This window comes from Pseudomonas sp. JBR1, assembly GCF_028198185.1.
Taxonomy (GTDB): Bacteria; Pseudomonadota; Gammaproteobacteria; order Pseudomonadales; family Pseudomonadaceae; genus Chryseomonas; species Chryseomonas oryzihabitans_E.
The window spans coordinates 2,503,344-2,517,499 of record NZ_CP116340.1 but is presented as its reverse complement, the minus strand read 5'-3'; the positions used below and the strand labels follow the sequence as shown (position 1 = coordinate 2,517,499).

At 64.0% G+C, this 14,156-nt stretch carries 14 protein-coding genes; 8 read left to right on the top strand and 6 right to left on the bottom strand.

The window, feature by feature from the left end; genetic code table 11:
* The first annotated feature begins 28 nt into the window (after nucleotides 1–28).
* Nucleotides 29–1,594: a DNA recombination protein RmuC gene (rmuC, locus tag PJ259_RS11670; RefSeq protein ID WP_059316067.1), complete on the top strand. Its 1,566-nt coding sequence runs from the start codon at nucleotides 29–31 to the stop codon at nucleotides 1,592–1,594.
* A gap of 80 nt (nucleotides 1,595–1,674) precedes the next feature.
* Here rmuC and PJ259_RS11665 read toward each other — a convergent pair whose 3' ends face one another.
* The 4 genes from PJ259_RS11665 to PJ259_RS11650 all read right to left on the bottom strand — a co-directional run bounded on the left by PJ259_RS11665 (nucleotide 1,675) and on the right by PJ259_RS11650 (nucleotide 6,382).
* Nucleotides 1,675–3,258 carry a peptide chain release factor 3 gene (locus tag PJ259_RS11665; protein ID WP_059316066.1) on the bottom strand — a complete coding sequence of 528 codons (1,584 nt, stop codon included), beginning with the start codon at nucleotides 3,256–3,258 and terminating at the stop codon, nucleotides 1,675–1,677.
* A gap of 96 nt (nucleotides 3,259–3,354) precedes the next feature.
* Entirely contained in the window at nucleotides 3,355–4,530 is a 1,176-nt protein-coding gene (locus PJ259_RS11660; RefSeq protein WP_271652924.1) for an acyltransferase family protein, read from the bottom strand.
* Nucleotides 4,531–4,827: 297 nt separating this feature from the next.
* Nucleotides 4,828–5,877, bottom strand: a complete 1,050-nt coding sequence (locus PJ259_RS11655) for a glycoside hydrolase family 5 protein (RefSeq protein WP_271652923.1) — start codon at nucleotides 5,875–5,877, stop codon at nucleotides 4,828–4,830.
* A gap of 313 nt (nucleotides 5,878–6,190) precedes the next feature.
* A complete protein-coding gene (locus PJ259_RS11650; RefSeq protein ID WP_156428972.1) occupies nucleotides 6,191–6,382 on the bottom strand; it encodes a hypothetical protein in 192 nt (63 codons plus the stop codon).
* A gap of 719 nt (nucleotides 6,383–7,101) precedes the next feature.
* Here PJ259_RS11650 and PJ259_RS11645 point away from each other — a divergent pair.
* Genes PJ259_RS11645 through PJ259_RS11630 form a run of 4 tightly spaced genes read left to right on the top strand, consistent with a single transcriptional unit; the run spans nucleotide 7,102 to nucleotide 10,552 of the window.
* On the top strand, nucleotides 7,102–7,812 hold the full coding sequence (locus PJ259_RS11645; protein ID WP_271652922.1) for an ABC transporter permease: 711 nt from the start codon (nucleotides 7,102–7,104) through the stop codon (nucleotides 7,810–7,812).
* Nucleotides 7,813–7,821: 9 nt separating this feature from the next.
* Nucleotides 7,822–8,724 (top strand): glycine betaine ABC transporter substrate-binding protein, encoded by a 903-nt coding sequence (locus PJ259_RS11640; protein WP_271652921.1) that lies wholly within the window; start codon nucleotides 7,822–7,824, stop codon nucleotides 8,722–8,724.
* A gap of 3 nt (nucleotides 8,725–8,727) precedes the next feature.
* Entirely contained in the window at nucleotides 8,728–9,387 is a 660-nt protein-coding gene (locus tag PJ259_RS11635; RefSeq protein WP_271652920.1) for an ABC transporter permease, read from the top strand.
* 10 nt (nucleotides 9,388–9,397) lie between these two features.
* Nucleotides 9,398–10,552 (top strand): ABC transporter ATP-binding protein, encoded by a 1,155-nt coding sequence (locus tag PJ259_RS11630; RefSeq protein WP_059316060.1) that lies wholly within the window; start codon nucleotides 9,398–9,400, stop codon nucleotides 10,550–10,552.
* A 238-nt stretch (nucleotides 10,553–10,790) separates the two neighbouring features.
* Here PJ259_RS11630 and PJ259_RS11625 read toward each other — a convergent pair whose 3' ends face one another.
* Nucleotides 10,791–11,264 (bottom strand): L,D-transpeptidase family protein, encoded by a 474-nt coding sequence (locus PJ259_RS11625; protein ID WP_423815097.1) that lies wholly within the window; start codon nucleotides 11,262–11,264, stop codon nucleotides 10,791–10,793.
* Nucleotides 11,265–11,350: 86 nt separating this feature from the next.
* Nucleotides 11,351–11,905, bottom strand: coding sequence for an NUDIX hydrolase (locus PJ259_RS11620; RefSeq protein ID WP_059316058.1), 555 nt, complete (start codon nucleotides 11,903–11,905; stop codon nucleotides 11,351–11,353).
* A gap of 127 nt (nucleotides 11,906–12,032) precedes the next feature.
* Here PJ259_RS11620 and PJ259_RS11615 point away from each other — a divergent pair, with 127 nt between their 5' ends.
* The 3 genes from PJ259_RS11615 to purT all read left to right on the top strand — a co-directional run bounded on the left by PJ259_RS11615 (nucleotide 12,033) and on the right by purT (nucleotide 14,098).
* On the top strand, nucleotides 12,033–12,620 hold the full coding sequence (locus tag PJ259_RS11615) for a CoA pyrophosphatase (protein ID WP_271652918.1): 588 nt from the start codon (nucleotides 12,033–12,035) through the stop codon (nucleotides 12,618–12,620).
* Between the two features lie 77 nt (nucleotides 12,621–12,697).
* Nucleotides 12,698–12,895, top strand: a complete 198-nt coding sequence (locus PJ259_RS11610; RefSeq protein ID WP_059230141.1) for a DUF1289 domain-containing protein — start codon at nucleotides 12,698–12,700, stop codon at nucleotides 12,893–12,895.
* 21 nt (nucleotides 12,896–12,916) lie between these two features.
* On the top strand, nucleotides 12,917–14,098 hold the full coding sequence (gene purT / locus PJ259_RS11605) for a formate-dependent phosphoribosylglycinamide formyltransferase (protein WP_271652917.1): 1,182 nt from the start codon (nucleotides 12,917–12,919) through the stop codon (nucleotides 14,096–14,098).
* Nucleotides 14,099–14,156 lie beyond the last annotated feature (58 nt).

Below are 14,156 nucleotides of genomic sequence, written 5' to 3'. Positions count from 1 at the left end.
GAGGGGAGCCGTCCGCAATGAGAGCGCCATGACTTCCCTGCCTTTCGTTTCCCTTGTGCTTCCTCTTTTGCTGCTCGCCGGTTGGGCGGGTTCGGCCGTCTGGCTGACCGGGCGCCAGCGCTATCTGCAGCAGCAGATCGACAGCGCCGCCGAGCGCTACGACATGCTGCGCGACGACCTGCAGCGCGCCGAACTGGCCAACGGGCGCCAGGTGGTGGAGCTGGGCGCCGAGCGCGAACGCAACGCCACCCTGCAGCGCCAGCTGGAGGCCAATCGGCAACTGGAGGCCGAGTTGCGCCAGCAGACCCGCCAGGCCCAGCTGCAGACCGCCGAACAACACGCCCTGGCCGAGGCCACCCGCGCCCAGCTGCAGGGGAGCCAGGAGCAGCTCGCTGAATTACGCGAGCGCCAGCACCGCGAGCAGGAACTGTACGCCGAGGTGCAGGAGCGCCATGCACGCCTGGCCGAAGAACACGCCACCCTGAAGACCACGCTGGAGCAGAAAGAAGAACATTTCCAGGCACAGCACCAGCTGCTGCGCGAAAGTCGCGAGCAGCTCAAGCTGGAATTCGAGCAATTGGCCGGGCGCATCTTCGACGCCAAGGGCCAGGCCTTCGCCCAGCACAGTCAGCAGTCGCTGGACGCCCTGTTGCGACCGTTCCGTGAGCAGATCGAGGGCTTTCGTGCCAAGGTCGAGGACATCCACCACAAGGATGTGCAGCAGCAGGCCGCGCTCGGCCAGCAACTGCTCGACCTCAAGGAGCTCAACCGCCAGATCACCCAGGAGGCCCATGACCTGGCCACCGCCCTGCGCGGTCAGAAGAAGGCCCAGGGCAACTGGGGTGAACTCATCCTGGAAAACGTGCTGGAGCGCTCGGGCCTGCGCGAGGGTCGCGATTTCGTCCGCGAACGCAGCTTCACCACCGAGACCGGTCGCCGCCGCCCGGACGTCCTGGTCCATCTGCCGCAGAAGAAGCATCTGGTGGTGGACGCCAAGGTGTCGCTCAACGCCTATACCCGCTACGTCAACAGCGAGGACGAGGGTGAGCGCCGCCTGGCCCTTGGCGAGCACGTGCGCGCGGTGGGCGACCGCATCCGTGAGCTGGCCGATCGTGAATACTTCAGCCTGCCGGGGTTGAATTCGCCGGAGATGGTCTTTCTCTTCATCCCCATCGAATCGGCCTTCGTCGAGGCGCTCAAGGCCGACGAGAGCCTGTTCCAGCGCGCCATCGAGCAGAACGTGCTGGTGGCCACGCCGACCACCCTGCTGACCAGCCTCAACATCGTCCGCCAGCTTTGGCGCTTCGAGGACCAGAACCGCCACACCGCCGAACTGGCCGAGCGCGCGGCCAAGGTCTACGACAAGCTGCGCACCTTTCTCGGCAGCATGGACGGCATCGGCAAGAGTCTGGACAAGGCCGGCGAAGCCTATCGCAAGGCCTGCGGTCAGCTGGTGGGCGGCCCGGGCAACCTGGTCAAGCAGGTGGCCGACTTCAAGGAGTTGGGCGTGGCGGTCCGCACCGAGCTGGATGGCCAGTGGACCGAGCGGGCGGAGTTGGAGCTCAATGTAGTGGAGCTGGAGGACCGTAGCTGACGGCGGTGGGGCAGAGCGCCCGGTGAGGAAGGGTATGGGCCGCTGGCCGGCAAGAGGAACGCCGGCCAGGGAGGTAGCCCTTAGTGGTGCTCGCGGGTGGCGCGGAATCTGATCTCCGGCCAGCGCTCTTCCATCAGCGCCAGGTTGACGCGGGTCGGCGCCAGATAGGTGAGGTGCCCGCCGCCGTCCACGGCCAGGTTCTCGTAGGCCTTGGTCTTGAAGTCTTCGAGCTTCTTCTTGTCGTCGCACTCGATCCAGCGCGCCGACCAGACGTTGATGGCCTCATAGGCGCACTCCACCTTGTACTCTTCCTTCAAGCGGCTGGCGACCACATCGAACTGCAGCACGCCCACCGCGCCCAGCACGATGTCGTTGTTGCGCTCGGGGAAGAACACCTGGGTGGCGCCTTCCTCGGCCAGCTCCTGCAGACCCTGGCGCAGCTGCTTGGATTTCAGCGGGTCCTTGAGGCGCACCCGGCGGAACAGTTCCGGGGCGAAGTGCGGGATGCCGGTGAAACCCAGCAGCTCGCCTTCGGTGAAGGTGTCGCCGATCTGGATGGTGCCGTGGTTGTGCAGACCGATGATGTCGCCGGCGAAGGCTTCTTCCAGGTGCTCGCGCTCGCTGGAGAAGAAGGTCAGGGCGTCGGCGATCTTCAGGTCCTTCTTGATGCGCACGTGGCGCAGCTTCATGCCCTTCTCGTACTTGCCCGAGCAGATGCGCATGAAAGCGATACGGTCACGGTGCTTGGGATCCATGTTCGCCTGGATCTTGAACACGAAGCCGGAGAATTTCTCTTCCACCGGTTCCACCACACGCTCGTGGGCGGCGCGCGACAGCGGGCGTGGTGCCCAGTCGACCACGGCGTCGAGCACCTGGTCGACGCCGAAGTTGCCTAGGGCGGTACCAAAGAACACCGGGGTCATCTCGCCGCGCTGAAAGGCCTCGCCGTCGAATTCGTGGCAGGCGCCCTGCACCAGCTCCAGTTCCTCGACGAAGCGGTCGTAGAGATCGCCTAGGTGGGCGCGGGCTTCGTCGGAATCCAGCTTGTCGATGGTCTTGGTAGCGATGCGCTCGTGGCCATGGCCGGGGGTGTAGACGTAGATGCGGTCGTCCGAGAGGTGATAGACGCCCTTGAAATCGCGATAGCTGCCGATCGGCCAGGTGATGGGTGCGGCCTTGATCTTGAGCACCGCCTCGATCTCGTCGAGCAGCTCGATGGGATCGCGGATATCGCGGTCGAGCTTGTTGATGAAGCTGACGATGGGAGTATCGCGCAGGCGGCAGACGTCCATCAGCGCGATGGTCCGGGGCTCTACGCCTTTACCGCCATCGAGCACCATCAGCGCCGAGTCCACCGCGGTCAGGGTGCGGTAGGTATCTTCGGAGAAGTCTTCGTGGCCGGGGGTGTCGAGCAGGTTGATCATGTGCTCGCGGTAGGGGAACTGCATCACCGAGGTGGTGATGGAGATGCCGCGCTGCTTTTCCATCTCCATCCAGTCGGAGGTCGCATGGCGGTCGGATTTACGCGACTTCACCGTGCCCGCGACGGCGATGGCCTGGCCCATCAGCAGCAACTTCTCGGTGATGGTGGTCTTGCCCGCGTCGGGGTGGGAGATGATGGCGAAGGTACGGCGCTTGGCGACTTCGGCGGCCTGGGTGGTCATGGATGAACCTGGGCGGGAACGAAAAAGTGGGGGCGGAGTATAGCAGAAGGCAGCCTCCGCCGGCTCGGTGTCGGCGGGGGCTGCCTGCGTTGCCCATTAGGGCTGCGGCTGGATCTTGCCGTCGCAGAACGAGGTGTTGCGTCTCTTGCGTACCAGCCGCTTGCCCAGTGCGATTCCCGGGATCTCGATGTATCTGTGGGTGAGGCAGGCCAGGGCGAAGACCACGCCCAGCTCCAGCAGCACCACCAGATTGTCCAGTACGGGGCTGCCAGTGGCGATGTAGCGGATCATGAAGGGCACCGGCACGTCATGGGAGGGCGCCACCACCGTGAGATCCTGGTGCAGCAGCTTGCCCAGCACGATGAAGGCACTCTTGAACACGAAGATCACGGCGGCGTGGCAGAGGTAGATGGAGTAGGACAGCACGCCCAGGCGCACGAAGAAACGCTGATGCAGCACACTGGAGACCAGGCCACGCTCGAAGGCGAAGGTGAGGATAGTCAGGCAGAACACCAGGCTGGCCAGCACCCCCTTCTTGGCCACCGGCAGGTCGGAGGTCATCACCGCCGCGGCGGCGACCAGGCAGGCTACCTCCAGCAGGGTGCCGCCGAATTGCCCCTGGTTGTGCGTCTTCATCCAGGCATAGAGGCGATAGGTGCAGGTGCCGGCGAAAAAGCACGACAGGCCGCGAAAGATCTCGGTCTTCAGTGGCAGGACGGGAAACAGCAGCTGCACGAAGGCCAGCAGCGCGATCACCAGAAACCACTGGCGCTGGTGCCCCTGGCCTTTGAGGACCAGCAGGCCGAACAGCAGATAGAGGTAGTACTCGATGCTGATGCTCCAAGAGGGGTAGTTGAAGGAGCCGGTGATGGCTTCCCCCAGCCAGGATTGCAGCAGCAGCAGGTTGGGCAGGAATTGCTCGGGCCCGGTGGCCCCGCTGAAGGCCGGATCGTTGAAGCTGATGCCCAGCTTTTCCGCCAGCAGTCGCCCGGTTTCCAGCAGGACATAGAGGCCGAGCATGGCCAGATGCAGCGGCAGGATGCGCGCCGAGCGACTGATGGTGAAGTCGCGATAGTCGTCCAGGGTGCGCAGGCGGGTCTCGTAGGTGTGCATCAGCACGAAGCCACTGAGCACGAAGAAGAATTCGACGAACAGGTAGGCGTTGGCTATCAGCGGATTTTCCGAGGCAGCCTGAGCGACATAGGTGTGGAAGAGGACAACGGCGACGGCCAATAGACCGCGAAAGCTATCCAAAGCGACGAATCTTTCCATGGGAATTCCCTGACGGTAGAGCCGGAAGAGGCGAACGGAGGCAGCGCTGCCGCTAAGGGGAAAGGGAAAGAGGAGGGAGCGGAGAAGTTAACGGTGACATGGCATCCTAGCTCTTGATCGTGCAAGCGTCTTAATAGTCGAACTATTACTTGCTGTAACAATTTGATCGCAGAGAGCCAGCAAGTTCTGTGCAGGCCGTCCATGGCCATGACTTTTGTGACTTGAGTCACCTATTTCTAGGCAAGTCGCTGATGAGTGGCAGCAGGCGCCGTCTGGCTTGGCCAAGGGCGCCCCGCCTTAGCGAGGACCTACGTCGGCGCAGTTGGCAGGTTTCACGTACTTCTGCAGTACCGCCCATTGCGGGCGGGGTTTGCCTTTGACCGGCTCGATCGCCAGGGGGTAGTCGCCCCAGTTGGGGCCGGCTGCCCAGTACATGGCCGGAATGCATTCCTTGCGCAGACGGGCCAGCAGCCGGTCCATTGCCGCCAGCCAGCGCGGGTCGTTGTCTGGGGCGCCGAATTCGCCGATATGGCCGCGCTTGCCATGCTGTTTGAGCCAGGTGATGAACGGCTCGACCCGGCGGATGCCGACGTCCGGATCGAAGTCGGTCATGTCCTTCCTGAGGTATTTGCCACCGCCGTCATTGTCGAAATAGACGTGCGCCGAATAGATCAGGTTGTCCGCCGGATCCTTGAGCCCGAGCAGCTTGGCGTTGTAGCGCGGCCAGAGATAGCTGCTGGACCAACCATTGCCCTCGATCAGGATCGGCCGCGCGCGATCCACGTCCCGTACTGCATCGATGCCGTGCTGCGCGGCGATCGGCCACTGCTCAACGGCATCGTGGGGCTCGTTCATGATGTCGTAGGCAGCGAGGGCGGGATGGGCGTGCCAGCGCTGGGCGATTCGTCGCAGGACATCGGCATAGGCCGGGTAGGGCACGGCCGCGCTGCCAATGACCTGGCCGCGGTATCTCATGTAGTTGTGCAGATCCAGGATCACGCTCATGCGATAGCGCTTGGCGTGATCCAGGGTCTGGTCGATCAGCTTGGCATAGACAGGATCCAGCGGTTGCCCCAGGCGAGGCTGGAGACGTTCCCAGATGACCGGGAAGCGGATCACCCGGATGCCCTTGGCCGACCAGCGCCGGTAATGACCGGCATCGGGGAAGAAGTAGTTGGTCCCGGGTTTGCCCGGCAACACGTGGGGAGCGAAGCCGGCTCCGGAAAAATTCAGTCCGACCAGGTCGGTGGGGAAATCGCGAGGCTCGGCCTGGGCGGCCGGCGCGGTCACCAGGCAGGAGAGAAGGACGAATAAGGCGGTGCAGGCGAGTTTCAGGCGTAACGTCATCGGCAAGGTCCCGGACAGTGACGGCAGACGGTAGGAATGACGGGCAGCGAATGCCCGATCCGCCATGAGGCCTGAAGAGTCGCAGGGAAGTTGCAGCGCAACGCTCAGAAGGTGCGCCAGACAACGTTACGGCCGGGCGAAAGCGTTGGAAATGCGAGCTGGGTAAAGCCTGGGCAGCATGGACCCCGGCGGTGGGTCGCCTAGCGGGCAAGTACTACTGAAGAGGGGGAGAGAGCGCTGTGGCGAGTGATGAGCTGCCTGTGACTGCTTTTCCGTCCGTTGACGGCGCAGGCAGGTCATCCGATAGCGGTCTTTAGCGACGCAGGCAGATTCCAGCCCACTGCTCGGCTTCGCGGCGGGCTGAAGCCTCGTCATCGAAGTCGGCGATCAGGCCACCGTGCGCATACACCACCACCCAATTTTCCACTTTGGGTTGCAGCAGCAGGACGGGGGCAGAAGACAGAGTAGCGGAGTCCAACGATGCACAAGCCGTCATGTCATTCATAACGTTCCCTTTGAAGTTAGCTCGATGAATAGTCTGTTTTTATAGCGGTACCAGAAACGACACTTGGTGCTATCACTGGGCCACCTATGGACCTTGGTTGGGCTGAATGTTCCCTCAAAGCGTCAGCCACTCGTCAGAATGATAAAGGGCTGTCAAACGCTCGGCGCCGCACTGGCTCACAGAAAGATGTTTCAGGGATGACCATACGTCACCTTGCCTGTGTGCTCTTCCACGAAACCGAAGCGGGTTGCCCGGGAAGTTGTGATGGATGTCTTGCGTGTCTTGCCAGCTGGCTAACAGTCAGAGCATTAAATTTATTGTCACAAACTGGCCGGCCGCTCTAGATCGGGCTCCTGTTGCCGGGATCACGCGAAGCCCTTCATTCAGGCGTTTTTGGAGCTCAAGCGAAGCGGTTATCGCCAACGGGTTGACATTGAGTGAGTCTATTGGGTTAGCCTGAAAAGGAGCTGGCGAACTATCGACTGCGATGGGCGTCAATCTCTTCGGTCGAGGCAAGGCGCCATGTCGTTCCCCAGGGAGCGACACCCAAGGGCTAGGCAGATCCGAGATCCGCAGTGCCCCGTTGGTCCAGCCGGCATACCCGCCATGCCCTGCTGTGTCTCGACCCTGAACCCGGACAGCCGTCCTGCGCCTCGCTCCTGTCGCGAGGTCCGCAATCGGAAGGCATGCGGCCTGTCCGCCCGTTGAAGGAGCCTGACATGGCGAAGTTCAAGACCCTCCTGCTCGGCACGGCCGTGGGAGTGGTGATCCTGGCACTGCTGGTGCATTGGATCGGTAGGGATACCCTCGGTACCTATCGCGCGGATCTGCTGTTCTATCTCCAGGCTCACCTCTACCTGGTGGCCGTCTCCATGGTTCTTGCCCTGCTGGTGGGCATACCGGCCGGGGTAATGCTCAGTCGGCCCCGCTTCGCCCGTAGTGCCGAACGCTTCATGCAGGTGTTCAACATCGGCAATACCGTGCCGCCGCTGGCGGTGCTGGCCATTGCCCTGGGCATCGTCGGCATCGGTGACGGTCCCGCGGTCCTGGCACTGTTTCTCGCCTCGCTGCTGCCCATCGTGCGTAACACCTACGAGGGCCTGAAGAACGTACCGGGCTCGCTCAAGGAGGCCGCCACCGGCATCGGCATGACGCCTACCCAGGTGCTGACCAAGGTGGAGCTGCCCAATGCGGTACCCATCATCATCGGCGGGGTGCGGGTTGCCCTAGCGATCAACGTCGGTACCACGCCACTGGTATTCCTGATCGGCGCCAACAGCCTGGGCAGCCTGATCTTTCCCGCCATTGCCCTGGAGAACCAGCCCCAGCTGCTGCTGGGTGCCGCTGCCACCGCGCTGCTGGCGCTGCTGCTCGACGGTCTGGTGCTGCTCGCCAGCCGCCTTTGGCTGGAACGCGGCCTGGCCCGCTAAGGAGACGAGATGAAAAAGTTGCTTATCGCCCTCGGCGCGGCCTGGTTCGGTCTCATCCTGGCCAGTGCTGCCCAGGCCGACCCGATCCGCATCGGTGCCAAGGTCTTTACCGAGCAGGCCATCCTTGGCGAACTCACCGGCCAGTATCTGGCCCAGCACGGCTATCAGCCGGAAATCGTCGGCGGTCTGGGCAGCACCATCGCCTGGAACGGTGTGAAGAACGCCCAGCTCGACCTCACCTGGGAATACACCGGTACCTCGCTGGTCGCCTATAACCACATCACCGAGCGCCTGGACAAGGACGCCTCCTACCAGCGAGTCAAGCAGCTGGACGCCAAGGTCGGCCTGGCCTGGCTCGCTCCCACCCGCTTCAACAACACCTATGCGCTGGCGTTGCCGGAAAAGGTCGCCCAGCAGCATCCCGAGCTGAACAGTATCAGTGACCTGGCCCGGCTGCTCGAAGCCGAAGCCGGCAAGCAGCACCTGACGGCCCTGGACATCGAATTCGCCAATCGCTCCGACGGCCTCGCCGGGCTGGTGAAGGCCTATGGGCTGAAGTACACCCGCGACGACATCCGTCAGATGGATCCAGGGCTGGTTTACACCGCCCTGCGCAATGGCCAGGTATTCACGGGCCTCGTCTACACCACCGACGGCCGCCTGGATGCCTTCAAGCTCAAGGTGCTGGAGGATGACAAGGGCTATTTCCCCGACTACACCGCAGCGCCGGTGGTCAACGCCCGGTACCTGGCTAAGCATCCCGATCTCGCCGCATTGCTCAAGCCCCTGGCCGAAAGCCTGGACCAGGCCACCATGCGCCAGCTCAACGCCAAGGTGGACATCGAGCGACAGACGCCAGCCCAGGTGGCCCGCGATTTCCTCGCCCAGCACCCCCTAAGCGGAGGGCAATGACCCATGGATTTCGTCACCTCCTTCAATCATATCGACTGGCTGCAGGTACTCGAGCTGACCCGCCAGCACATCACCCTGGTAGGCGTCGCCGTGACCCTGGCGATCCTGGTGGGGGTACCCCTGGGCATCCTCATGACCCGCTATCCCTGGCTGGCCGGTCCCCTGCAGGCGCTGGCCACGGTGGTCATGACGGTGCCGTCCATCGCCCTGTTCGGCCTCTTGCTGCCGTTCTATTCCAAGTTCGGCCAGGGACTCGGTCCGCTGCCCGCCATCACCGCAGTCTTTCTCTACTCGCTGCTGCCGATCCTGAGGAATACCTACCTGGCGCTGACCAGCGTCGAGCCGGGCATTCGCGAGGCGGGTGCTGGCATCGGCATGACCTTCTGGCAGCGCCTGCGCATGGTCGAACTGCCCATTGCCCTGCCGGTGATCCTCGCCGGAGTGCGCACCGCCGTGGTCATGAACATCGGCGTCATGACCATCGCCGCCACCATCGGCGCCGGTGGCCTGGGGGTGCTCATCCTTACCTCCATCAGCCGCAGTGACATGGCCACGCTCATCGTCGGCGCCGTGCTGGTCAGCCTGCTGGCCATCGTCGCCGACCTCGTCCTGCAGTGGCTGCAACGTCGCCTCACTCCGCGCGGCCTGCGCAGCGCTCATTAAGGAATCCCAGATGATCGAACTCGACCGCCTGACCAAGACCTTCAAGCAGCATGGCAAGGACGTGACCGCGGTGGATGCCGTAAGCCTCACCGTCGAAGAAGGCCAGATCTGCGTCTTCCTGGGCCCCTCCGGCTGCGGCAAGACCACCACCCTGAAGATGATCAATCGCCTCATCGAGCCCACCTCGGGGCGGGTGCTGATCAATGGCGAGGACACCACCGGCATCGACGAGGTAACCCTGCGGCGGCATATCGGCTACGTGATCCAGCAGATCGGCCTGTTTCCCAACATGACCATCGAGGAAAACATCACCGTGGTGCCCAAGCTGCTTGGCTGGGACAAGAAGAAGTGCCGCGAGCGCGCCACCGAGCTGATGAGCATGGTGCAGCTCGAACCCAAGCAGTATCTCTCGCGCTATCCACGCGAGCTGTCCGGCGGCCAGCAGCAGCGCATCGGCGTGATTCGCGCCCTGGCAGCCGAGGCGCCGCTGTTGTTGATGGACGAACCCTTCGGCGCGGTGGACCCGATCAATCGCGACGCCATCCAGAACGAGTTCTTCCAGATGCAGCGGGCGCTGAACAAGACGGTGATCATGGTCAGCCACGACATCGACGAGGCCATCCGCCTGGGCGACAAGATCGCCGTTTTCCGCGGCGGGCGCCTGGTGCAGTTCGATCATCCGGACACCCTGCTGGCGCATCCCAAGGATGACTTCGTCAGCAACTTCGTCGGTCAGGACAGCACCCTCAAGCGTCTGCTGCTGATCCGCGCCGAAGACGCCGCCGACAATGCACCCGCCATCCAGGCCGAGACCCTGATCGGCGACGCCGTGGAGTTGATGGAAGAGCACGACCGCCGCTACCTGGTGGTGACCGATGCGGCCAACAAGGGGCTGGGCTATGTGCGGCGCCGTGACCTGCGCGGTCAGAGCGGTCCGGTCGCGCCCTTCGTCACCCCGTTCAAGGCGACCGCGGCTTTTGACGAGCACCTGCGCATCCTGCTGTCACGCATGTACCAGTTCAACACTTCCTGGCTGCCGGTACTCAGCGCCGACAACGACTTCCTCGGCGAAGTCACCCAGGAATCCATCGCGGACTACCTGAGCAGCGGCCGGTCGCGGGGCAAGACCAGCATCGTCTCGCCCGCGGAGCAGGTGGCGGGGTAGGGCAGGGAAGCCTATCGGCGCGGAGTCTGCTCAAAGGCTCGCGAGCTAGAGCCAAACAAGGCCTGGGCGGCCCCGCGAAGACACCTGAGGAAGCAGGTCGGACTCGCGCTCGACCGGGCTCGCGCGCGAGTTTACGAAGGGTAAATGAGTATTGCGACGGGGCCGCCCAGGTCGGGCTGGCGACCCAGGGCCTCTTCAACGCGGTTTGGCCGACGCGTAGCAGCCTTTGGATAGGCTCTCAGGGGCGGATCTCGATCATGGTGCCATCCTTGACCAGCCCCCAGACCTCGCGCATATCGTGGTTGGTCAGCGCGACGCAGCCATTGGTCCAGTTCAGCGAGTTGAAATACCACTCGGGGTATTCCTCGTCGATGGGCGTGCCATGCAGCATGATCATGCTGCCGGGGGGCACGCCAGCCTGGCGTGCACGGGCCAGATCCTCCCGGTTGGGATAGGAGATGTGCATGGCCAGGTTGAACTTGTCGCTGGTCTTGCGCCAGTCGATCCAGTAGAAGCCTTCCGGCGTGCGCTGGTCGCCCTCGCGCAGCTTGGGGCCACGGGGATTCTTGCCCAGCGAGACGCGATAGGACTTCATCACGGTATTGCCGCTGAGCAGCTGCAACTGATTGCGCGACTTGATCACCAGCACCTTGTCGATCAACGGCGCGGCCGGCTGGCGGATCACCGTGACGCTGGTGCTGGCTTGAGCCAACTGGGGAAGCAACGAACCGCACAGCACATAGCAGAGCGCCAACAACAGGTGCAACGGACGCATGTCGGGAAGATCCTCGGAAAGGCTCAGGCAGGCTTGCGCTCGACCACCATGGGTGCCATGCCCTCATGGCGCAGCGGAAAGTCGCCCTGACGGCGGTCAGCGAAAAAGCATTCTAGTGTTCGCTTGATGGTCGGAAAAGCCAGAGACGACCAGGGGATGTCGGCTTCGTCCAGAAGGCGTACGTCCAGGCTCTCCTCGCCGACGCCGAAGCGTCCGTCGACCAGTTCGGCGCGGAACAGCATGTAGATCTGATCGATGTGCGGCAGATCGAAGAGCGTATAGAGCTCCAGGCCTCGCACCTGGGCGCCGGCTTCCTCGAAGGTTTCGCGGGCCGCGGCCTCAAGCGTGGTCTCGCCGTTCTCCATGAAACCCGCCGGCAGCGTCCAGTAGCCGCGTCGCGGTTCGATGGCGCGCTGGCAGAGCAGCACCCGGCCTTCCCAGGTCGCCAGGCAGCCGGCCACCACCCGCGGATTCTGGTAATGCACCGCGCCGCACTGGCTGCAGACCAGGCGCATCCGGTTGTCGCCCGCAGGAATGCGCTCTTCCAGCAGTCCGCCGCAGTGGTTGCAATGCTTCATGGCTTATCCTCGTTTTGCTGCAGTGTGCCGGGGTGATCCCGGGAGCCGCAAGCGATGGCTGGGCTTGGGATTGCCCGGCGGGCGTGCCATGATCCGGAGGATACGATGACCAAGGGAGAGTTCCGGCGTGGATGAGTTGCTCCAGCGCCTGCGTCACTATCAGCCGCGCACCCTGAGCGGCACCGAGAAGTATCGGGAAGCGGCGGTGCTGGTGCCCATCATCCGCGGCGAGCATCCCGAGTTGCTGCTCACCCTGAGGGCCAGCAACCTGTCCACCCATGGCGGAGAGGTGGCCCTGCCCGGTGGTCGCCGCGATCCCGAGGACGCCGACCTGGTCGCCACCGCGCTGCGCGAGGCCCAGGAAGAGGTCGGCCTGCCGCCCGGTCTGGTAGAGGTGATCGCCCCGCTGAGCCCGCTGGTGTCACGCTATGGGCTGGCGGTGACGCCCATCGTCGCCCTGATTCCCGATCAGCTCGAATACATTCCCAGCGAAGCCGAGATCGCCGCGATCTTCACCGTGCCCCTGCAGTTCTTTTGCGAGGTGCCGCCGGACTACACCCTCAGGGTCGACCACGATGGCCTGCGCTGGCAGGTGCCCAGCTATCAGTATGGCGAGCACCGCATCTGGGGGCTGACGGCGGTGATCATCGTCGAACTGGTCAACCTGCTGTACGACGCCGGGATCAAGCTCAAGGCACCGCCCAAGCGGGATTGAGCGGCATCGACAAGGTAAAGGCACATGCCAAGTCGGGCATTAACGGGCACAATGCGCGGCCATTCGAGGGAAGCCGCATGACCACCGCCGACTCACCCGTGCGTTCGCCCTGCGTCCATGTCTGTGCTTTGGACGAACAGGACATCTGCATCGGCTGCCAACGCAGCGCCGCCGAGATCACCCGCTGGATGTCCATGAGCGATGCCGAGCGCCGCGAGGTGCTGCTGCGCTGCGACGAGCGTGCGCGGGCGGGCGGTGCGGCCTTCCTGACCTGATATCAGCCGGAGAGATCTGTCATGCCCCGTATCGGTACCCCCCTGTCCCCCAGCGCCACCCGCGTGCTGCTCTGCGGCTCCGGCGAACTGGGCAAGGAAGTCGTCATCGAGCTGCAGCGCCTGGGCGTCGAAGTCATCGCCGTGGATCGCTATGCCGATGCCCCGGCCATGCAGGTCGCCCACCGCAGCCACGTCATCGACATGCTCGACGGCGCCGCCCTGCGTGCGGTGATCGAGCGCGAGCAGCCACACTTCATCGTGCCTGAGATCGAGGCCATCGCCACCGCCACCCTGGTGGAGCTGGAAGGCGAGGGCTATACCGTGGTGCCCACCGCCCGCGCGGCCCAGCTGACCATGAATCGCGAAGGCATCCGTCGTCTGGCCGCCGAGGAACTCGGCCTGCCCACCTCGCCCTATCATTTCGCCGATACCTACGAAGACTACGCCGCCGCCGCCGAGGCGCTGGGCTATCCCTGCGTGGTCAAGCCGATCATGAGCTCTTCCGGCAAGGGTCAGAGCCTGCTGCGCAGCGCCGATGAGCTGCAGGCCGCCTGGCAATACGCCCAGGAAGGCGGACGGGCGGGCAAGGGCCGGGTGATCGTCGAGGGCTTCGTCGACTTCGACTACGAGATCACCCTGCTGACCGTGCGTCATGTTGGTGGTACCGCCTTCTGCGCGCCGGTGGGCCATCGCCAGGTCAAGGGCGACTACCACGAGTCCTGGCAGCCCCAAGCCATGAGCGACAAGGCCCTGGCCGAATCCGAGCGGGTCGCCCGCTCCGTTACCGAGGCCCTGGGTGGTCGCGGCCTGTTCGGCGTGGAGCTGTTCGTCAAGGGCGACCAGGTCTGGTTCAGCGAGGTCTCGCCGCGCCCCCACGACACCGGCCTGGTGACCCTGATCTCCCAGGACCTGTCCGAATTCGCCCTGCATGCCCGCGCCATTCTCGGCCTACCGATCCCCACCATCCGCCAGTTCGGCCCTTCGGCCTCGGCGGTGATCCTGGTGGATGGCGAGTCGCGCCAGACCGCCTTCGCTAATCTGGGCGCGGCTCTGACCGAGCCCGATACCGCACTGCGGCTGTTTGGCAAGCCTGAGGTCAAGGGCCAGCGTCGCATGGGGGTGGCACTGGCTCGGGACGAAAGCATCGAAGCTGCGCGGGCCAAGGCCGTACGTGCTTCCCAGGCGGTAAAGGTCGAGCTGTAACGCCGTCCTCGCGCCACAAAAAAAGGGCCCCGCAGGGCCCTTTTTCATGCGCTGAAAA